This window comes from Chryseobacterium kimseyorum (genome assembly GCF_025971945.1).
GTDB classification, from domain to species: domain Bacteria; phylum Bacteroidota; class Bacteroidia; order Flavobacteriales; family Weeksellaceae; genus Chryseobacterium; species Chryseobacterium kimseyorum.
The window spans coordinates 1-20,619 of record NZ_JAPDHW010000012.1 but is presented as its reverse complement, the minus strand read 5'-3'; the positions used below and the strand labels follow the sequence as shown (position 1 = coordinate 20,619).

At 36.1% G+C, this 20,619-nt stretch carries 24 protein-coding genes; 18 read left to right on the top strand and 6 right to left on the bottom strand.

Going from position 1 to position 20,619, the window contains the following annotated elements:
• Positions 1–238: 238 nt before the first annotated feature.
• Both OMO38_RS15520 and OMO38_RS15515 read left to right on the top strand, forming a co-directional pair.
• On the top strand, positions 239–928 hold the full coding sequence (locus OMO38_RS15520; RefSeq protein WP_264751100.1) for a response regulator transcription factor: 690 nt from the start codon (positions 239–241) through the stop codon (positions 926–928).
• Positions 925–2,316, top strand: a complete 1,392-nt coding sequence (locus OMO38_RS15515) for a sensor histidine kinase (protein WP_264751099.1) — start codon at positions 925–927, stop codon at positions 2,314–2,316. Before OMO38_RS15520 ends, OMO38_RS15515 begins: the two co-directional genes overlap by 4 nt.
• Before the next feature lie 41 nt (positions 2,317–2,357).
• On the opposite strand, the gene OMO38_RS15510 is transcribed toward OMO38_RS15515, so the two are convergent.
• Positions 2,358–3,683, bottom strand: a complete 1,326-nt coding sequence (locus tag OMO38_RS15510) for an alpha-amylase family glycosyl hydrolase (protein ID WP_264751098.1) — start codon at positions 3,681–3,683, stop codon at positions 2,358–2,360.
• 223 nt (positions 3,684–3,906) lie between these two features.
• Here OMO38_RS15510 and OMO38_RS15505 point away from each other — a divergent pair, with 223 nt between their 5' ends.
• From OMO38_RS15505 to OMO38_RS15455, 11 genes are all read left to right on the top strand, one after another.
• Entirely contained in the window at positions 3,907–4,677 is a 771-nt protein-coding gene (locus OMO38_RS15505; protein WP_264751097.1) for a glycosyltransferase family 32 protein, read from the top strand.
• Positions 4,678–4,899: 222 nt separating this feature from the next.
• On the top strand, positions 4,900–5,832 hold the full coding sequence (locus tag OMO38_RS15500) for a ring-cleaving dioxygenase (protein ID WP_264751096.1): 933 nt from the start codon (positions 4,900–4,902) through the stop codon (positions 5,830–5,832).
• A gap of 113 nt (positions 5,833–5,945) precedes the next feature.
• On the top strand, positions 5,946–6,896 hold the full coding sequence (locus OMO38_RS15495) for a VOC family protein (protein WP_264751095.1): 951 nt from the start codon (positions 5,946–5,948) through the stop codon (positions 6,894–6,896).
• Between the two features lie 5 nt (positions 6,897–6,901).
• Positions 6,902–7,522, top strand: coding sequence for an alpha/beta hydrolase (locus tag OMO38_RS15490; protein ID WP_264751094.1), 621 nt, complete (start codon positions 6,902–6,904; stop codon positions 7,520–7,522).
• Between the two features lie 126 nt (positions 7,523–7,648).
• Entirely contained in the window at positions 7,649–7,996 is a 348-nt protein-coding gene (locus OMO38_RS15485; RefSeq protein ID WP_264751093.1) for a cupin domain-containing protein, read from the top strand.
• A 233-nt stretch (positions 7,997–8,229) separates the two neighbouring features.
• On the top strand, positions 8,230–8,577 hold the full coding sequence (locus OMO38_RS15480; protein ID WP_264751092.1) for a cupin domain-containing protein: 348 nt from the start codon (positions 8,230–8,232) through the stop codon (positions 8,575–8,577).
• Between the two features lie 233 nt (positions 8,578–8,810).
• Positions 8,811–9,098: a cupin domain-containing protein gene (locus OMO38_RS15475; RefSeq protein ID WP_264751091.1), complete on the top strand. Its 288-nt coding sequence runs from the start codon at positions 8,811–8,813 to the stop codon at positions 9,096–9,098.
• A gap of 102 nt (positions 9,099–9,200) precedes the next feature.
• Complete coding sequence (locus tag OMO38_RS15470) at positions 9,201–10,811, top strand: Na+/H+ antiporter (RefSeq protein ID WP_264751090.1); 1,611 nt, start codon at positions 9,201–9,203, stop codon at positions 10,809–10,811.
• A gap of 154 nt (positions 10,812–10,965) precedes the next feature.
• Complete coding sequence (locus OMO38_RS15465; RefSeq protein WP_264751089.1) at positions 10,966–11,277, top strand: hypothetical protein; 312 nt, start codon at positions 10,966–10,968, stop codon at positions 11,275–11,277.
• A 9-nt stretch (positions 11,278–11,286) separates the two neighbouring features.
• Positions 11,287–11,871 carry a Crp/Fnr family transcriptional regulator gene (locus tag OMO38_RS15460; RefSeq protein ID WP_264751088.1) on the top strand — a complete coding sequence of 195 codons (585 nt, stop codon included), beginning with the start codon at positions 11,287–11,289 and terminating at the stop codon, positions 11,869–11,871.
• 316 nt (positions 11,872–12,187) lie between these two features.
• On the top strand, positions 12,188–13,063 hold the full coding sequence (locus OMO38_RS15455; RefSeq protein WP_264751087.1) for a pirin family protein: 876 nt from the start codon (positions 12,188–12,190) through the stop codon (positions 13,061–13,063).
• A 104-nt stretch (positions 13,064–13,167) separates the two neighbouring features.
• On the opposite strand, the gene OMO38_RS15450 is transcribed toward OMO38_RS15455, so the two are convergent.
• The 3 genes from OMO38_RS15450 to OMO38_RS15440 form a co-directional block, all read right to left on the bottom strand.
• Positions 13,168–13,824, bottom strand: a complete 657-nt coding sequence (locus OMO38_RS15450) for a 3-keto-disaccharide hydrolase (RefSeq protein ID WP_264751086.1) — start codon at positions 13,822–13,824, stop codon at positions 13,168–13,170.
• Positions 13,825–14,030: 206 nt separating this feature from the next.
• Positions 14,031–14,435 carry a hypothetical protein gene (locus tag OMO38_RS15445; protein WP_264751085.1) on the bottom strand — a complete coding sequence of 135 codons (405 nt, stop codon included), beginning with the start codon at positions 14,433–14,435 and terminating at the stop codon, positions 14,031–14,033.
• Between the two features lie 159 nt (positions 14,436–14,594).
• Complete coding sequence (locus OMO38_RS15440) at positions 14,595–14,738, bottom strand: hypothetical protein (RefSeq protein ID WP_264751084.1); 144 nt, start codon at positions 14,736–14,738, stop codon at positions 14,595–14,597.
• A 163-nt stretch (positions 14,739–14,901) separates the two neighbouring features.
• On the opposite strand from OMO38_RS15440, the gene OMO38_RS15435 reads away from it, so the two are divergent.
• On the top strand, positions 14,902–15,249 hold the full coding sequence (locus OMO38_RS15435) for a CCC motif membrane protein (RefSeq protein ID WP_264751083.1): 348 nt from the start codon (positions 14,902–14,904) through the stop codon (positions 15,247–15,249).
• 137 nt (positions 15,250–15,386) lie between these two features.
• Here OMO38_RS15435 and ccoG read toward each other — a convergent pair whose 3' ends face one another.
• Both ccoG and OMO38_RS15425 read right to left on the bottom strand, forming a co-directional pair.
• Positions 15,387–16,841: a cytochrome c oxidase accessory protein CcoG gene (ccoG, locus tag OMO38_RS15430; RefSeq protein WP_264751082.1), complete on the bottom strand. Its 1,455-nt coding sequence runs from the start codon at positions 16,839–16,841 to the stop codon at positions 15,387–15,389.
• 376 nt (positions 16,842–17,217) lie between these two features.
• Positions 17,218–17,814: a Crp/Fnr family transcriptional regulator gene (locus OMO38_RS15425; RefSeq protein WP_264751081.1), complete on the bottom strand. Its 597-nt coding sequence runs from the start codon at positions 17,812–17,814 to the stop codon at positions 17,218–17,220.
• A gap of 506 nt (positions 17,815–18,320) precedes the next feature.
• Between OMO38_RS15425 and OMO38_RS15420 the strand changes: the two genes are divergently transcribed.
• The 4 genes from OMO38_RS15420 to OMO38_RS15405 form a co-directional block, all read left to right on the top strand.
• On the top strand, positions 18,321–18,518 hold the full coding sequence (locus tag OMO38_RS15420; RefSeq protein ID WP_264751080.1) for a hypothetical protein: 198 nt from the start codon (positions 18,321–18,323) through the stop codon (positions 18,516–18,518).
• A gap of 263 nt (positions 18,519–18,781) precedes the next feature.
• The gene (locus OMO38_RS15415) at positions 18,782–18,949 is read left to right on the top strand and encodes a hypothetical protein (RefSeq protein WP_264751079.1); all 168 of its coding nucleotides are present in this window, start codon (positions 18,782–18,784) and stop codon (positions 18,947–18,949) included.
• 268 nt (positions 18,950–19,217) lie between these two features.
• On the top strand, positions 19,218–19,982 hold the full coding sequence (locus OMO38_RS15410; protein WP_264751078.1) for a succinate dehydrogenase/fumarate reductase iron-sulfur subunit: 765 nt from the start codon (positions 19,218–19,220) through the stop codon (positions 19,980–19,982).
• Positions 19,983–20,405: 423 nt separating this feature from the next.
• Positions 20,406–20,619, top strand: a 214-nt coding sequence (locus OMO38_RS15405) for a hypothetical protein (protein ID WP_264751077.1), incomplete at its 3' end; no start/stop codon positions are given.

Below are 20,619 nucleotides of genomic sequence, written 5' to 3'. Positions count from 1 at the left end.
TGATTCTTAAACTATTCTGTTGGTTGATTTCAACGGGACAAAATTAGTTTTGGAAAACCGGGAACATCGTTAGAAAACTATTAGAAAATCTATAGAAATTCATTAAAAAAATTATTCATTTATCTTTAAATAAAAATATACGATACCTTTGTAGAAGCTTAAAAGAACAGTGGAATCTGAATAAACTGAATATTCTTTTGGGCATTAGATTTTGCTTAATTTCTAAATATTTCTCTGCATGAAAATTTTAATCATAGAAGATAATCTGCGCGTTTCCAGCCTTATGAAAAGAGGATTGGAAAGTCAGGGTTATGAAATTTACATCTCTGAAGATGCGGAAGATGCTTTGGTTATGGTAGAAAGAATCAGTTTTGATCTGATCATTACAGATATTATGCTTCCACAGATGAACGGTATCGAACTGAGCAAACTGATCAAGCAGAAACATCCTGAACTTCCCATTATTATGCTGACGGCATTGGGAACGATTGATGAAAAAATTGAAGGTTTTGATGCCGGCGCAGATGATTATATGGTAAAACCTTTTGAGATCAGAGAACTTTATGCAAGGGTAAAAGCGATTTTACTCAGGAAACCCATCGTTCATTCGAAAAAAGAAGAGTCCAGTGTTTTGGAATATGAGGATTTGACCATTAATAAAAATACAAACCGTGTTTTCAGAAACGGACAAGAGATTGATCTGACTCCGAAAGAATTTAAACTGCTGTTTTTCCTGATGAGCAATGCAGAACGAATCTTAAGCCGTGATGAAATTGCTGAAAATGTCTGGGGAAATCACTTTGATACCGGCACAAATTATATTGACGTTTATATCGCTTATCTCAGAAAAAAAATCGATAAAAATTTTAATGAAAAACTGATTCATACCAAACCTGGCGTTGGATTTATCTTTACAAAACTCTCATGAAAATCGCCACCAGAACAGCTCTCAGCTATGCCATTCTCACTGCAGGAATTCTTTTTGTTTTTGCGTATGTGTTGTATTATGTTTCTGAGAAAAACAGGGAAGATGAGTTTAATGACCGTTTAGGATATAAAATTATCTGGAGATCTGAGTTTATTTTTGATGCTAAAATTGACAGTGCTAAGATCAAAGAACTTCATTTAAGAAATAAAAAAATTCTGAACGAAGCCGATATCAGTGTCTATAATCATAACAAAGAACTGCTTTTTACGGATATTCCGCCTTCTTCGCAAAATCAGAAAAATTTAGACCGATTTATAAAAAGTGGACAGAATAAAATCACCTGGGTGAGAAGGGAACGCCAATACATGGCAATGAGATATGAGTTTGACGGCATCAGTTATTACATCATCGGAAGTGCGGTAGATATTACTGGCAGAGCTCATGTGGCTGAATTTAAGGAAGATATTATTGTTATTTATTTTATTTCAATCATTATCATTTTTATTGTCGGTTTTATGTTTTCCTACTATACGTTGAAACCCTTAAAAGATATTATCGTTCAGATTCGTGACATTTCTGAACATAATCTTCATAAAAGACTCGTGATTCCTAAAGCGAAGGATGAAATTTATGAGCTGACCGAGACATTTAATTCCACTTTCAACCGTTTGGAAAAATCATTTAACAATCACCGACAGTTTGTTACTACTATTTCGCATGAATTCAGGACGCCACTTTCAACATTGATTTCGGAGCTTGAACTGGCGAAAGATCTCAATACAACGGTTGATGACTACAAAATTTCTGTCGATAACGCTTTGCAGGATGCGAACCACGCCTCAGAGCTATCTTCCGCACTTTTAGATTTTGCAAGGGCGAGTTATGATAAATCACAAATCAGTTTTACTGAATTGAGATTAGATGAGGTTCTAGCAGATGCAAAAGTGAATTTGTTGCAGAAGAATTCAGATTACAAGGTAGGAATTCATTATATGGATCATGCAGCAGATCAGGACGAGAGTAATTACGATTTTCATGGAAATCCTTATCTGTTGCAGATTGCGTTTCTTAATCTGATGGAAAATGCCTGTAAGTATTCTGAAGAGAAGCAGTGTAATGTTGAAATCGAAATTCAGAATAAAGAAATTGAAATTAGATTCATCGACAGGGGAATTGGGATTTCTGAAGAAGATCAACTGAAGATCTTTGACTTGTTTTATCGCGGAAATAATAAAAATTACAACTCAGGAAACGGTATCGGTTTATCTATTGTCAAAAGAATTATTGAAATTCATCAGGGCGTTTTAGAAGTAGAATCTGAACTTTTAAAGGGAAGTATATTTAAAGTGAAAATGCCTTCCCATACAAAAACGAATTTGTCCTCCTAACATCTCAATCTTTAAAAATTTAAGATAAATCTTATTTGATTTTATTCTGAAAGATGCAATATCACATATTCCCAGGGATTCATCGCCAGTAACATCTTTTCAGAGACTGCCTGTTGTTGCCCCGTAAAAAGATCGGTATAAATTCCGGTGTCGAAAGACGTGTCAAACTGTACACTGACTGCTTCTTTGCTTAAATTAAAAAATGCCAGAACTTTATCTCCATTTTTTTCGCGTACAAAGGAAATGACCTGATCCATCTGGTCATTCATAATTCTGACCATTTCGCCACCATAGCTGCCATTCCAAAGCGCCTGATTCTGATGTTTCAGTTCGAAAAGTGTGGTATACAAAGTTTCATTTTCGTGAAGTTTCCAATCGATGGGATCTTTCTCAAAAAACTCTAATGAGCGGTCCAGTCCTGCTTCCTGCCCACTGTACACCAATGGAATTCCGTCCATCATCACAGTGAAAACCGTTGCTGCTTTCAATGCATCTCCGAAGTTACTGTACTGATTTCCTTCCCATGAGTTTTTATCGTGGTTGTCGATGAAATTCATACGCATCCCTTCTTTTGGGAAGATAGAAACGTGCTCGGCAATGTAGGCTTCACTGAGCATTTTTACACTAATTCCGTTGGTTGCAATGAGGTGAAGGATATTCCAGAGCGTCCAGTTGTATGTAGAATCGAATGCTTTTCGGTGAAGTTCCTTGTCTTCTGCCTCTGCCAACATAAAAACAGGCTTTACAGCATCTAATTCCTTACGCACATTTTCCCAGAAGTCGATCGGCACAAAACTCGCAATATCACAGCGGTATCCATCAATATCATATTCTTTAATCCAAAATTTCAAAGCGTCCGTCATATATTTTCTGAGGTCTGGATGGCTGTAGTCTAAATCGATGATGTCATCATAATCTCTCCAGGGAGTTGACTGAAACATTCCCTTCCGTGATTTCATGTACCATTCAGGATGCTGAGTAACCATGTCATTATCCCAGCTTGTATGATTGGCTACCCAATCGATGATCACGTACATTCCTTTTTTATGAATGGCTTCTACAAGATGTCTAAAATCTTTTTCGGTTCCAAATTCTTCATTGATTCCTAAATAATCTTTTACAGAATAGTAACTTCCCAGACTTCCTTTGCGGTTGGTAAGACCGATGGGTTGTACCGGCATCAGCCAAATAATATCGATACCCATTTTTTTTAGCCTTGGAAGATGCTTTTCAATCGCTTTGAAAGTTCTCTCTTCTGAAAACTGACGAATATTCAGTTCATAGAGTGTAGCATTCTTTACCCATTCTGGATTGGTGATTTCTACATATTTTTTAGGCTGGTAACGATTATTTGTTTTCTGTTTCATAGAAATATTTTAATGAATACTGGTGTGATTGTAAGACAGCTATTATGAAAGGAATAAATGTGCCATTCAATCAGTAATTGCAGTGATATATTCTAAATCTGATAATTTTTTCAAAATAATAAAATATTTTAAGTGAGAATCCACTAAGGTTTAATATTTGCAATCAGTTGGAAAGTGTCAGACGCTTTGTGACCATCAAGATTAATAATTAAAAAATAAATATATGATTCCTAAAAAAATACATTACTGTTGGTTTGGTAACCATCCAAAAGATGAATTGGCAGAGCACTGCATTGCCTCATGGAAAAAGATTCATCCGGATTTTGAAATCGTTGAATGGAATGAAACCAATGCGCCACTGGAAGATAATAATTATGTGAAAGAAGCTTTCGCTCAGAAAAAATGGGCTTTCGTTTCAGATTATGTCCGCTCAAAAATAATGTATGAACATGGAGGGATTTATATGGACACCGATATGGAATTAAAACTTCCTCTCGATGAATTTCTTGATGAAAAGGCCGTTTGCGGATTTGAAGTAAAAGGAGTTCCATATTCCGCTTTCTGGATGGCAGAACCCAACCACCAGTTATCGAAAGATTTTGTAGCATATTATGATAAACAGGAGGGTTTTGTAGAACGTATCAATACCGATATTTTCTCTGAAATGCTTGAGAAAGATTACGGCGCAGACCGTTACAGTGATACTATTCAAAAGCTGAAGCATGATGTTACGCTTTATCCTTCCGTGTATTTCTCACAGGACTTGCCGAAAAATTATGTCAGTCACTATTTTAACGGCTCTTGGTTTGGCGGTGACGAGGAGAATACGCACAAAAAAATGGTGAATGTGTATGGACTTTTAGAACAGCTTATCAATCAGAAAGGTGCTGCCAAATCAGTTGAAAGTATTATTAATGAACATAAAATAATTGATGTTAATACTTTATTGGACTTAATTCCAAAAGATAAGATCAAAAAATATTTAGAAAATTAGAAACAATAGTTTCACGTATAGAAGCAAACTGAGTTAAAATTCAGTTTGCTTTTTTTTATATAATAATTGCCTGCTATAATTTATCATAAAAATAAATTAAACTTGAATTGATTTTTTGCTTGCGAAAGGAGTTTGCTCAATGGGTGTATTTATTAAACTAGTTAAATGTCCAGCATTTCTATCCGCCATACATTTGTTATATCAAAATTAAACAGATAAAAAATGGAAAATAGAATATTAGGACTGCACCACATCACAGCGATCGCAGACAACGCAAAAAGAAACTTAGATTTTTATACTCAGGTTTTGGGAGTAAGACTGGTAAAGAAAACGGTGAACTTTGATGATCCTGGAACTTATCATTTTTATTTCGGAAATGAAGAAGGAAGTCCCGGAACGATCCTGACTTTCTTTCCATGGGAAGGAATTGGTAAAGGCACCAATGGTTCCGGTTTAGCAACACATATCGGTTATTCAGTTCCGAAAGGAAGCCTGGAATTCTGGAAAGGCAGATTTCAGCAATTGAATATTTCTTTTGAGGAAGGTGAAATTTTTGGTGAAAAATTGATTTCATTCCAGGATCCGGACGGCTTACAATTACAGTTCATCGAATCTGAAAGTCCTGATGACAGAAAAGTGTGGACCACGGATGATATTAAAGATGAAAATGCTTTAAAAGGTTTCCATAACATCACTTTAACTTTAAAGAAAGCAGATCCAACGATCAAGGTACTGACCGATATTTTTGGTTATGATCTTCAAAAACAGGAAAACGAAAGATACCGTTTTGCAACAGATGCTATTGAAACAGCAAATCTTGTCGATATTATCGAGAGCGATAAAATTGCAGCTGGCAGAAATGCAGCGGGAACCAACCACCACGTTGCCTTCCGGGTGAAAGATGATCAGGTCTTGATGGAATTCCGTGAAAAAGTACTGTCTGCAGGCTTCAGCATCACACCAAAAATCGACAGAGATTATTTCTACTCACTGTACTTCCGCGAACCGGGTGGGGTTTTATTCGAAATTGCAACTGATAATCCGGGATTTACTGTGGATGAGCCTTTGAATGAATTGGGACAAAATCTTAAACTTCCAAAACAGCACGAAGCTTTACGTGAAAAAATCGAACAGGTTTTACCGAAGTTATCATAGGTCATCGCCCAAATTTCACAAAGACAATATCTTAGCAATAATCAATAATCAATAATCAATAATCAATAATCAATAATCAATAATCAATAATCAAAATCAGTAATCCAATAGCTATGAAACTCATCACAGGACTTCACCACGTAACCGCAATCACAGGCGATACCCAGGAAAATATAGATTTCTACACCGGAGTTTTAGGACTTCGACTGATTAAGAAAACCGTTAATTTTGAATATTCTGACGTTTATCACTTCTATTTCGGGGACGAATTTGGAACTCCCGGAACCATCATGACTACCTTTCCGTATGGAAAAGGTCTGGCAAACGGAAGACACGGCAAAGGAATGCTTAACACAACCGCATTTTCGGTTTCAATGGATGCGATGGATTATTGGTTAAATCGTTTTGATGAATTTAATATTCCTTACAAACAGCCACAGGAAAGATTTTCGGGTGAAGCTTTCATTTATCTGGAGGATTTTGACGGACTCGGTTTGGAATTGGTTTTCAATAACAAGGATGAGCGAAAAGGCTATGATAATGGATTTATCCCGAAAGACAACGCCATCAAAGGTCTTCATCACGTTGAAATTTGGCTGAATGATTATACAAGAACAGCAGCACTTTTGACCACGCAGATGGATCACAAAATTATTTCGGAGTCATCTAATAGAATCCGTTTAGGTACGGAAGATATTCCCGGAAAGTATGTGGATCTGCTGACAATGCCTGATTCTCTGAAAGGACTGGCGGGAAGAGGAACTGTACATCATGTCGCCTTTGCAACACCTAATGCACAAACTCAGCTTGAAATGACTGAAAAATTAAACAGATTTGGGCTGGAACATACCGAAGTGAAAGACAGGAAATATTTTACATCCGTATATTTTAAAGAACCGGGCGGCGTTTTATTTGAAATCGCAACTTCAGGTCCGGGATTCGATGTCGATGAGGAACTGGCTTCACTAGGGGAAGATTTAATGTTGCCTGAACAGTTTGAAGAAAAGAGAGAACATTTGATAGACATTCTTCCAAAAATTAATTATCCAACAGAAAAATTTTAGATAAAATGAGTCATACACTAGATATAAAAACATCAGGAAAACCGCTTGAACAGGCTGAGAAAGTCTTAATAATGATTCACGGTAGAGGAGGAAGTGCGCAGGATATATTGAGCCTGTCCCAACATTTAAGTGTTGAAGATTATGCTTTGTTGGCACCACAGGCAACGAATGGAAGTTGGTATCCATTTTCTTTCATTGCTCCGGTTGAACAAAATGAACCATGGCTGTCTTCAGCGATTGAAACTGTAGGTAAAACCGTGAAAACGGCATTGGATGCAGGAATTAAAGCTGAGAATATTTACTTTTTTGGATTTTCGCAGGGTGCCTGTCTCAGTTTAGAATTTCTGGCAAGAAACGCACAGAAATTTGGTGGGGCAGTGGCTATCATCGGTGGGGTAATTGGTGATAAAATTAACCGTGAAAATTACAGGGGTGATTTTGCTCAAACCCCGATTTTCCTTGGTACAAGTAATCCTGATTTCCACGTTCCTGTGGAAAGAGTGTATGCAACTGCCAATATTTTGAAAGAAATGAACGCTGATGTTACAGAAAAAGTGTACGCCAATTTCGGACATTCTATTAACGAGGAGGAAATTGAACTGGCGAATTCAATTGTTTTTAAATAATTTCTAAACACAAATTAACACGAATGTTTTCACAAATAAACACCATTTTGGAATCAATAGGAACGGGCTTTAGCCCGTTTTATCAATTAAAATAATTCAATTGGCTTTTGCCAAATCCTATAAGCTATGAAAATCACAAAAATATTTAGTGACGAAAACGGTGAATCTCATTTCGAAGACCTCGAAATTCCATTAATAAACCAAGGTGAAATTGGATTTCTGTCAGAAGATATCAATGTCAAAAAACTGCAGTTCAGAAAAGTTTCTGCTGATTATGATTACGGTTTTCATCAAGCTCCGCAAAAGCAATATATCGTACTTTTGGATGGCGGTGTGGAAATTGAAACTTCGCTTGGAGAAATTCGGAAATTCCAGACCGGTGAAATCCTTTTGGTAGAAGATATTTCCGGGAAAGGCCACAAAACCAAAAACCTTGAAACAAAGGAAAGGACATCAGTTTTTTTACGTTTATAAATTAGAAATTAAATCGACATTGGAAACTGAAGCGTTAAGAAAATTTAAAATTAATCCGTCAAAAAATTCCCACTGTTCGAAGCGCGACATAAATTTTGAATCGAAGGATGAAAACTGAATTCGCGCAAGTTTTGGAAATTTTAGGATTAAATTTAAATTTTTAGCATTAGAGTTCCAAGTCTTGAATTTTTGTTTCTTTTGTTTCAAGACAAAAGAAATTTCAATAAAATAATATGAAAATCACAAAAATATTCAGTGACGACAACGGTGAATCTCTTTTCGAAGACCTCGAAATTCCATTAATCAATCAGGGTGAAATTGGATTTCTCTCAGAAGATATCAATGTCAAAAAACTGCAGTTCAGAAAAGTTTCTGCTGATTATGATTACGGTTTTCACCACGCTCCGCAAAAGCAATATATCGTACTTTTGGATGGCGGTGTGGAAATTGAAACTTCGCTTGGAGAAATCCGGAAATTTCAGACCGGTGAAATCCTTTTGGTAGAAGATATTTCCGGAAAAGGTCACAAAACTACAAACCTTGAAAAAAAGGAAAGGACTTCACTTTTTTTACATTTATAAATTAGAAATTAAATCGACATTGGAAAATGAAGCGTTAAGAAAATTTAAAATTAATCCGTCAAAAAATTCCTACTGTTCGAAGCGCGACATAAATTTTGAATCGAAGGATGAATACTGAATTCGCGCAAGTTTTGGGAATTTTAGGATTAAATTTTAATTTTTAGCATTAGAGTTCCAAGTCTTGAATTTTTGTTTCTTTTGTTTCAAGACAAAAGAAATTTCAATAAAATAATATGAAAATCACAAGAATATTCAGTGACGAACGCGGTGAATCACATTTCGAAGACCTCGAAATTCCATTCAGAAAAGTTTCTGCTGATTATGATTACGGTTTTCACCACGCTCCGCAAAAGCAATATATCGTACTTTTGGATGGCGGTGTGGAAATTGAAACTTCGCTTGGAGAAATCCGGAAATTTCAGACCGGTGAAATCCTTTTGGTAGAAGATGTTTCCGGAAAAGGTCACAAAACTAAAAACCTTGAAACAATGGAAAGAACTTCACTTTTTTTACATTTATAAAAGATAAAGGATAAAAGATAAAAGATACAAGATACAAGATATTTTATATAAACACAAAATTGCAGATCTGGCATCTCACATCAAACTTCTAAACAAATAACTATGCACGAAGATTTACTACTCATACTCGGACTCCTGTTGGTCGTAATGCTGCTGGTCATGCTGGCGCAGCGAATCAAAATCGCTTATCCAATATTTTTGGTATTGGCAGGACTGGGAATCAGTTTAATTCCCGGAGTTCCCGTTTTGAAACTGGATCCTGATATTATTTTCCTTATTTTTTTACCGCCATTATTGTATGAAGCCGCCTGGTACACCTCGTGGAACGATTTCTGGAAATGGAAACGCACCATCGGGCTGTTGGCTTTTGGATTGGTTTTTCTGACTTCGATTGTTGTGGCATTTGCTTCACAGGCTTTGATTCCGGGATTCACTTTGGCGATGGGGTTTTTGCTGGGCGGAATTGTTTCGCCACCTGACGCGATTGCAGCGACAACAGTTTTGAAAGGTTTAAAAGTTCCCAAACGGACGATTGCAATGCTGGAAGGTGAAAGTCTCATCAATGATGCGTCATCGCTAATTGTTTTCAGATTTGCTTTGGCGGCAGTCATGACAGGAGTATTTTCTATGCAGGAAGCAACGGGTCAGTTTTTCCTTGTTGCGGGGATGGGTGTTGTAGTCGGAATTGTAGGAGCGCATATTTTTTACGCCATTCACAGATTTTTGCCAACAACGCCGGCAATTGATGCAGCGTTAACAGTCATGACACCTTATATTTTATTTCTTTCGGCGGAGCATTTTCATTTTTCGGGAGTAATGGCTGTAGTGAGTGGAGGACTTTTTATTTCGTTCCGGTCGCACGAAATCTTTAAGACCGGAACCACAAGAATGAATATGACCGGCGTCTGGAATACATTGATTTTCGTGATGAATGCATTGGTTTTTGTTCTGATTGGTTTAGAACTTCCCGATATTGTGGATGGATTAGGCGAAACATCTCTGATGGATGGAATTAAATATGGTTTAATTATCAGCTTAATTGTAATTGTTGTTCGGATGTTGTGGATTTATCCTGTGGCGCACATACCGAGATGGCTGAGCAAAAAAGTGCGTAAAGATCCGAGTCCGGGTTGGAAAAACCCATTGATAATCGGTTGGGCAGGAATGCGCGGCGTGGTTTCTCTGGCAACGGCTTTATCCATTCCGGTGATGATGAATGAACAGGCGGAATTTCCGCACCGGAATTTGATTATCTTTATAACGTTTGTAGTGATTTTTGTGACGTTGGTTTTTCAGGGTTTGACATTGCCACTGATTATTAAATTAACGAAAATTGGTGAAATTGATAACATCCTGCCTTCCCACGAACAACAGGCGAGTATTCAAATTAGATTGGATAATCTTGCGGTGGACCTACTGAATGAAAAATACCAGTCCAATCTGGAAACCAACAGTTTGGTTGAAAATTTTAAACAAACGATCGAAAACGATATTTTGCAGCAACAAGGTCACCTTGAATCTCTGGAAATGTGCACCAACAGACGGAATGATTTAAATGAATACCACGAAATTATGCTGGATATTTTCGCATTGCAGAGAAAAGAACTGTTCAAGATAAAACGTGAAAATCTGTTCAGTGAGGATGAAGTAAGAAAAGCGGAATCACAACTGGATCTTAACGAACTGAAAATTACGGGTACCAAACATTTATAATTCAGACCAAATCCTTAGCCACGATAGGTATTGCGTCCTTTCTTTTGCGGTTGGCATTGTCGGCGGAAAAAATATATAGCACTTCTACAAGCTCAGCATAAATTACTAGCAGGATGAAGCTCCTGAAAATTAACTTCAATACAACAAATATCAAATGGAAAGCTTAAATTTTTTAGTCATTGGAAAAAATCAGGAGATACTTGATACATTAAAAAGAATTATCGAAAATAATGAAGGCTGGAACGCAGAAATCAAAAGTGATGAAACGGTCTGCTATGATTATATTAAAGCTAATCAGGTAGATATTGTGCTTTTGAGTTCCGGTTTGGATGAGGAATTTGAAAATGAAATAAAAGTTTTCTGCCAGAATTTGGATAAAGATGTTAAGGTGATCGACCATTACGGCGGTGGAAGCGGACTTTTAAAGAACGAAGTTTACGCGCTTTTCCCTAATTTGCAGCCGTAAACTTAATTTATGTTTGAAAATATCATCAAGAACGTTACCCGTTTTATCAGTCTGAGCAGCGAAGAAGAGAAAATATTCACTGATCTGTTGGTTTGTGAAACCATCCCGAAGAAAACAGTTTTGTTGCGGGAAGGGGAAGTTTGCCAGTTTGAAGGTTTTATTCATAAAGGCTGTCTGAGGGCGTATTATCTTGATGATAATGGTTTTGAAGTGACGATTCTGTTTGCTATCGAAGATTGGTGGATCAGTGATATCGCTTCGTTTCAGGATCAGAAACCTTCCAATTTGTATATCGAAACAATTGAAGATTCAGAAATTTTTATGCTGAATCCGACGACCAAAGAAAAGTTGCTGCAGGAAATCCCAAAATTCGAAAGAGTTTTCCGTATGCTGGTTCAGCGAAACCTGTTTACACTTCAAAACCGTTTGGTGAACACTATTTCAAAAAGTGCATCAGACCGATATCTGGAGTTTATCAAAGTATATCCAACGATTCCGCAGCGTGTTGCTCAATATTACATTGCTTCTTATCTCGGAGTTTCTAAAGAATTTGTAAGCACGATCAGAAAGCGTTTGGCGACAAAAGAAAAATAAAAAACGGATCATTTTTCTCCTTATGAAATCGAGAAAAAGAATTCGCCGAATTAATTCAATAATAAAAAATATTCCCACTCTCCGCCGCGTGAGACAGATATTCTAATGATAACTGACTATGAATTTTCACGATTTTGGGAGTTTTAGAATTAATTTTAAATTTTTAGCACAAGTTTCTAAGTCTTGAATTTTTGTTTAATTACGTCGAATCTTTAATTGGATGACAAAAAATTTAATTTATTAAACTAGTTAAATGCCCAGCAATTTCAATCACCATAGATTTGTACGATCAATAACAGATTAATTACCAAAAGATATGGACAGAAAAGATTTTTTAAAGAAAGGATTATTGGGAACAGGGATGTTCGTAGCAACTGCATCACTGGGAAATACAATGAAAAATGAAATCGACGAAATTGAGCCGCTAGAACCGATTGGATACAATCATTTGCCCAATCCAGAGTCCAAAATCAAAGACAATTCTGTGATTCACAAAGCAGATTCCCGAGGGAAGGCTGATCACGGTTGGCTGGTAAGCAATCACACATTCAGCTTTGCAAATTATCATAATCCTGAAAGAATGCATTTTGGTGTGCTCAGAGTTTTGAATGATGATATAGTGGAAGCGGGTAGAGGTTTCGGGACGCATCCCCACGATAACATGGAGATCATCAGTATTCCTTTGGAAGGTGATTTGGAACACAAAGACAGTATGGGAAATTCCGCAATCATCAGAAGTGGAGATATTCAGGTGATGAGTGCCGGAACCGGAATTATGCACAGCGAATTCAATAAAAATAGTGACAGCTCAGTGAAGTTTCTGCAGATTTGGGTCTATCCAAACAAAAGGAATGTGGCACCAAGATATGACCAGATCAGTTTAGACAAAGGAAAAAGTCAGAATAAATTTCAACAGATTCTGTCTCCCAGTGCTGATGATGAAGGTGTTTGGATTCATCAGGATGCATGGTTTCACCTGGGAAACTTTGAAAATAATGTTGAAACAACTTATCAAATCAGAAAAAAAGGAAACGGCGTTTATGTTTTTGTTTTAAAGGGAAGCGCAGAAATTGAAGGACAGACAGTGGAAACAAGGGACGGCTTCGGAGTTTGGGATATTTCAGAATTACATATTAAATCAACCACAGAAGGTACAGAAATTTTACTGATGGACGTTCCAATGACAATGTAACTTGAAGTTTTTTAAGTAAATTTTTGGCTACAATCGTAATGTTCTGATCTCTTTTAATAATAAAAGAAAACTTATCATATGTATTGGGTTATATAAATCAGCGATTAGTTTTTCGATATTTTTTTAACTACAATATTTTTAAAATCAATGGCAGAACCTTCGTAATTCAGAGAGATCCGTCCTTCAGCAGAAGTAGCATCTGTACATTCGTTAACCAATTTTCCATTTAAGAACTGTTTGATGTGGCCGTTGAATGATCTTACAACAACAGAATTCCATTCACCGTAAGGTCTTTCATTATCGGTGAATTTGGGAGAGGTAACGCTTGCTCCGGCTTCGGTTGCTTTTCCGTTTACCTTAGCCGTAATCTGATCTAAAAAGATAAAATCTCCGGTGGTATTCTCTTTTATTTGAAACTGTATTCCTTTAGGCCAGACTTTGTCAGGAGAATCTGATGGAATGTTGTACATCACGCCACTGTTTTTTTTGCCTTTGCCTGTATATTTTTCATCCATATTCCATCGGTATTCTAAGCTCAGTTCAAAATTGCGATAACTTTTTTGAGACATCAGATAGCCAATATTTCCGCCATGCATTCTAATCATTCCGTCGGAGAATTCATAGATTTTTGAGGATTCCAGTTTCTCTGAATTCGTTTTTAAAAAAGCGTACCAGTTATTTTCTGATGCTATTTTTTGTTGAACCGTACAGGAATTTAATATAAAAAGAAATCCAAAAACAAAAGTGATTTTTTTGAGCATTGATGAGTTTTAAATAAATCTAGAAAGGAAATTGTAGGACAAAGGTAACTCTAAGATATTATGTTTTAAAAATATTTTGCAGAAACTTTAATGAATATTTTATAAAATTGATGTCAGTTTGTCTTAATAATAAGTAAGATAATTTGTGCACAATAAAAATAATATTTACCGAAACGGGCAATTTGTGATAAAGAACAGGTGAGTTACTACTTCAGGATAATTTTATAGTAGCCGCTTTCATCTTTGACGTCAATATTGATACCTTTAAATGTTAGTTTATTAATCTCATAACCATCGCAGCCTCCTTTGAATTCTGAGGACTCTATTGAAAAATCAAAAATTCTGCTCGGAGAATAAAATTTGTAATTTTTTATACCGTTAAAAGCACCCACATTTTCCAGGATGACTTTTCCATCATCAGTTTTTGTAAGCTGTACTCCAACTTGATTTTCATCACTGATTGAAAAAGGATTTAGAGTACCATTGGTAATCAGATTCTGGTCGTTAGCATCAACGAACTCAAAAAGGATCGGCTGAGGTGCATTGTAGCACTCTTCACCACAGGAAATCACAGTAAATGCAAGCAAAAGAAAAAGTATTAATTTTTTCATGGTAATCAAGATTAGTTCGGTGGAATGTAAAGGTAATGATAAAGGTTAAACTTTAACATCCTGAAAATGACAAATATTCATATTAATTAATTTGCACTATCATTAATGTTGTATAAGCAATGGCCAGAAAGGAAATTATATTTAAGCGGTTGCTCGCAATTATCCTGATGGAATTAACAAAATTTTTAATTTGCAGATGACCAAATTTAATGATGATACACGGATATGTCTTGCTTCTTCGGCCAAGATAATTTGATAACTGTCGAACGCAAAATCTCCATCCACCAATTTTCTTATGATCATTGTCATAGAAAAATGAGGGAATATCCATTTACATTTGATACTTTGTAAAATAATTATGTCAAACACTGCCGGTTATATTCAAAGTTTTCAACAAAATGAGAGCAACTGACGGCGAAATTAAGTGATTGTTTTTTTAAAATTTTATTTAAACCTAATCTAAAAAATGGATCTTTCGAAATCTTCCGGCCAAGGAAAATCTAAACTTCCTTACGCAACAGCTGTACTCGTTTTAGGAATTTCCTCAATAGCACTGTGCTGCTGTTATGGTATTCCGGGAATTGCTACAGGAATTATTGCATTAATACTCTATCGCAAAGACTATGCAGTATATGTTAAAAATAAAGACGGTTTTAATAACTTCGATAGCCTTAAGACAGGACGTACACTCAGTATTATTGGGATTGCGATGAGTGCAACCTACATAATTTACCTGATTGTAGTTCTTAATATGTACGGAATGGATGCACTTTCAAATCCTAAACTTTTATTTGAAAATTTAAGTAAAAAATAAGTTTATATTCATTTGATTACGTCCAAATAATTCAGAGTATTTTGAAAAAGAGTTTACAGTCAACTTAAACATAAATGTTCAAATAAAAGTGACTTATTGTGCATAAGCTCAATCGTGCAAATGTTTCTGAATCATTTTTAAAACTGCAATTTGAACGGACCTTCAAAGTAAGTGTCATACGTGTCGAGCAGTTCGCCTTTTTCATCGTAGACTCCAATGCTGATATTTTGCTTAGATAATTTCATTTCTGTCTCCGGAAAGCTGATGGTTACAGAGCCTTTGGTAATTTTATCTCTCTGAACAACAATTTTGCTGGAAGAACTGTAACCAATTTGGCCATTCGCAGGTTCTAACACTTTAATAGTTACTGTTTTTTTCTCGTTGGTTTTATTTAAAAAAGTATAGCTGTAAGTGTTGGTGATATGATTATTTCTAACAAAGAATGTGCTTCCTGCGGGTTTTATAAATTTTACTTCCATCTCCGGACGGTTGTACAGCATAAAACCTAAAAATATCTGCAATCCGATCAGGATAATCAGAAAGGTCATCATTCTGGTCGTAAATTTTGTAGGAATTTGAGTTTCAATTTCCTTTTCTGTAGCATAGCGAACCAATCCTCTTGGCAATCCCACCTTATCCATTACTTCATCGCACGCATCGATACATGCTGTACAATTTACACATTCCAACTGCTGCCCATCTCTGATGTCAATCCCGGTAGGGCAGACCACCACACATTGGTAGCAGTCGATACAGTCTCCTTTGCCTGCAGCTTTCCTGTCTTCACCTTTTCTCCATTTTGCTCTGTTTTCTCCTCTGTTATAATCGTAAAAAACATTAATGGTTTCTTTGTCAATCAAAACTCCCTGAAGTCTTCCGTAAGGGCAGACCAATGTACAAACCTGTTCTCTGAACCACGCAAAAACAAAATAGAATGCAGCACTCAGTAAAATCATGACAATAAAATTAGTCGGATGCGCAAGGGGTCCTTCAGAAACAATTCTGATAACCTCTTTATATCCAACAACGTACATAAACATAAAGTGAGTAAAAATAAGAGACAGAATGACGTAGATTGTCCACTTCAAAGCTCTTTTCCAGATTTTCTCGCTATTCCACTCCTGTCTGTCCAGTTTCATCTGACGGTTACGGTCACCTTCGATGAGGTATTCAATTTTTCTGAAGACACTTTCGAGAAAGATTGTTTGAGGGCAGATCCAGCCACAAAAAATTCTTCCGAATGCGATGGTAAAAATAATAATGCAGATGAGTGACACAATTGCGCCTATAGTCAAGAGGTAAAAATCCTGTGGATAAAAAGGAAGACCAACGATGAAAAACTGACGGTTAATTAAATCAAACTGCAAAAAAGGATTTCCGTTGATCGTAATAAAAGGCACTGCAAAATAAAATAGCAGAAGGGTGTAAGCCACAATATTTCTGTAATTGGTGTAGCGGCCTTTTGGTTTTTTGGGGAAAATCCATTTTCTTTTGCCAGACTGCTCCATGGTTCCTATAGAGTCACGGTAGGTTTCAGGGTCAAGAACCTGTCCCTGGCCACCTCTAAATTCTGTTTCTTCTTTTTCTGACATAGGTATTTTTACTTGTGGTGGTTTATTATTGCCTGATTGACTGTTTTTATAAAAAATTAATCTTTAAAAATTAAGTTGGCAGATCGTATCATTTCAGGCTTAACGTCTTTAAGTAAAGCTATCTTTATACCAGAAACTCTCTTATGACCTTAATCATAGTCAATAATAAAGAAGATAATAAGGCTGACTTAAATCTTTAGTTATACTGTTCCGTTTCAAATTTTGTGAAATATCTCAAATAAAAAAACCTTCTCCGAAGAGAAGGTAAAAACACAAATGATGAAAAAAAATTTATACGTATTGCTACGTATCAATCTGTACAAATGTAGAGAATGAATACAAACATTCTTATGCTTTGAATCACACGTAAAAGAATTTAGTATAAAATTTTTCGGTCTTTAATACGGAGGATTTTTTCGCGTTCCATTTTTTTGATGGTGCGTATGGTTGTTTCAATGCAGAGGCCCGTGAGCGATGCCAACTGCTGTCTCGTCAGCGGTACTTCAAACGAAAATGGAGACTGATTGTCCTGTTCCTGCTTCATCAGCTGCATAACTTCTTTCAACCTCTCTGAGGCATTATGACAGGAAATTTTTCTCATCAGAACAAATTTCTTGTATAATCTTTCTGACAGAGATTTAAAAACTTCAAGATATAAATGAGGCTGATCTTCCAGAAGTTTGAAAAAACTTTCTTTGCGTAATTTGATAATGATGCATTTTGAGATCGCAACCGCATTGACAGGGTATACTTTATGAATAAATAACATCGACGTTCCGAAAGATTCTTCCCTTCTCAGTATATTTTGTATAAATTCTTTGCCGTCATCCATATAATTGTTGAGTTTAACCTCACCTGTTAAGACTTGATAATAAAATTGGGGCATAGTGCTCTCACGAAAAATATAATCGCCGGCACTGTAATGTTCTTCTGTTGCACCTACGGCGTACAAAAGATCTTCTCTAATAGACATGTTTAAGAAATTTTTATGGTTGGTTGAGTAGATTCCATACCTAATGCTATCAAAGAATAATCAGATTACGACGGTGATCGTAATGTGCTGTATGCAATCGGCCATCGCTAACAGCAATCCATTGAGAAGAATAGTGGAAATTGACATGAAAAATAAATGTACTGTCTCTTTACTGATATTTATGAGACGACTTGATCGTGAGGCTGACTGTTTGTTCCCTGTTAAAACGGAGACGACATTTAATCGTAGTCAGTGGTATAACAAATCTACACTGATAGTTGACAGCATCTTATGATTTAAATCACATTTGTCGTTATTTAAATTCTAATTACAAATCTTTGATCACTTTATTTTTAAAGGAAGACGGATCTTGGTACTGAAAGGTAAAGTGCAAACAATAGAGTCGTTTATTTATATCTAAAACTGCAAAAAGCAGTCTTGTGATTATTATCATAAACAGGTACCTGTATCTGTTGTAAGTTTGAAGCAACCAAAAAATTACTAATATGAAATTAGCTGTCACCCTATGCCTGCTTGCCCTGACAGGCTGTACAAAATCTGAAACCCAATATCAGAACGGGAAAAATTCGAAAGAAACAGTCAATGATAAAAGATCAGATACCATTAAAACAGTGCCCGAAATCTCCGATACGCTGAGTCGCCAGACATCCGAGCCAAATAACAGCACACAGCATCAAGATTAGCAACTGAATAATGCATCCATTAACGATTATTGATTTCCACCAATTGCGATAACGAATGATTTGATTAGTGGAACAGAGTGACTGACAACCTAGTTATTCAAAATCTTCAAACCTCATTAAAGGACAAGAAAAATAATTTTGTGAAAATTGGTCAGTAAATTGATAAGTTAAAGTAATTACAACTGCAATTCAGCAATCAAGTAAATGATTATTGAGTTGATACATTCTAAGAGCATTACTCACAAATATTTAAATAAAATTTTATGGAACCCAAATCAACAAAGAAGAACAGACCCAACGTCTTAATTATCGTATTATTTTCATTAATACCTTTAACAATATTGGTATATTTTATCCTGCAGATGGTCTTTCCATCACTGTTTCAGTCAATGCCTACCGGTGACGTTCAGCCTGTAAGACCTGATCAGTAAAATCTAACCAGATCCGAAAAAAAATCAAAGAGAGCAGCCAAACGGCTGCTCTCTTTCTTAAATAAATCAAATAATTCTATAATAATACACAACTTACATTTTAACGGCTTTCATTCATTTATTTTCTTAAAAGCAGCTAATCCTGTATTTTTCAGTAAAAATAATTACTAATAACTGCACTTTGTATGACTTACCTCATAGTAAAGCATTTATCTGCGTTGTAGCTTTATCTCAAATACTTTTGCATTTTACGATAAACACGATTATTATGAACATAAAGAAAAAATTAAATTTGACGCTGAAGATCTGGAGACAGAAAAACAGCAAAACTAAAGGTCGCTTCGATATCTACAAAATATCCGAAGTTTCTACAGAATCTTCTTTTCTGGAAATGCTTGACATGCTGAATGCTAACCTCATTGCCGAAAATCTTGAACCCATTGCATTTGATCATGACTGTAGGGAAGGTATCTGTGGGATGTGTTCCTTATTTATCAATGGAAGAGCACATGGTCCGGATACCGGAATTGCGACTTGCCAGCTTCACATGCGAATGTTCAGCGACGGACAGACTATTGTGATAGAACCATTCAGGAGTACTGCATTTCCGGTGATCAAAGATTTAATGGTTGACCGCAGCTCTTTTGACCGTATAATGGCAGCCGGAGGATTTATATCCATTAATACATCAGGAAATACTTTGGATGCAAACTCGATTCCTGTTGACAAAGATGATGCGGATAAAGCCATGGATGCTGCAGCCTGCATCAGCTGTGGAGCCTGCGTAGCAAGTTGCCCGAACGGCGCAGCAATGTTATTTGTAGGTGCGAAAGTGTCACATTTAGCTTTATTACCGCAGGGAAAAGTGGAGGCTAAAAGAAGAGTTCTGAATATGGTAAAAGCAATGGATGATGAAGGTTTTGGAAACTGCTCAGTAATTGGAGCCTGTGAAGTGGAGTGCCCGAAACATATTTCACTGGATAATATTGCGAGAATGAACCGTGAGTATATGTCAGCGTTTTTAGATAAATAAAATTGTTTTGCCATGTTTATCAGTTTTTAAAGATAAAAGCTCAAATTAAAATATTTCATAAACTCGAAACGCACATTGATAACAGTTCTTTTCCTGAAATTTTTCTCTCATCATATTCAGTATTCAGCCGATATTGTGTACTGAAATTATCATTTAGAATTTTGCGTAAAACCTTTAGTTGCGTAATGCCACTTCCATAATAATGGCTCGCCTCGACGGTTCTTTGTGACCGAAAGTGTAGTCCAGTGTATGTACCACTATTGTGAATAATCCCTCTCACACATCTAAGTGTTTAATTAGTAATATTTTATCTCTAAATAAAGCCTTAATTCCTGATCATAAAAGGATTTCATCTCTATGATTTAAGTCATAGTAAAGAATGCGTTTTAAGACTAAATTGTTAACAATTAAATCACATTATAAATGCAGAACTTACTATGTTTTAGTCATCTGTCGTGGAATTTTGTATTCCAGCGACCTCAACACCTTCTGACAAGGTTTTCAAAAAATTATCAGGTATTCTATTTCGAGGAACCAAAAATTGGAGATTCAGACATGTATATTGTCGATATGCAGGATGGCGTTTCAATTGTTCAACTGTTGGTTACCAATCATAATGAGACGACCGCAGACCGTA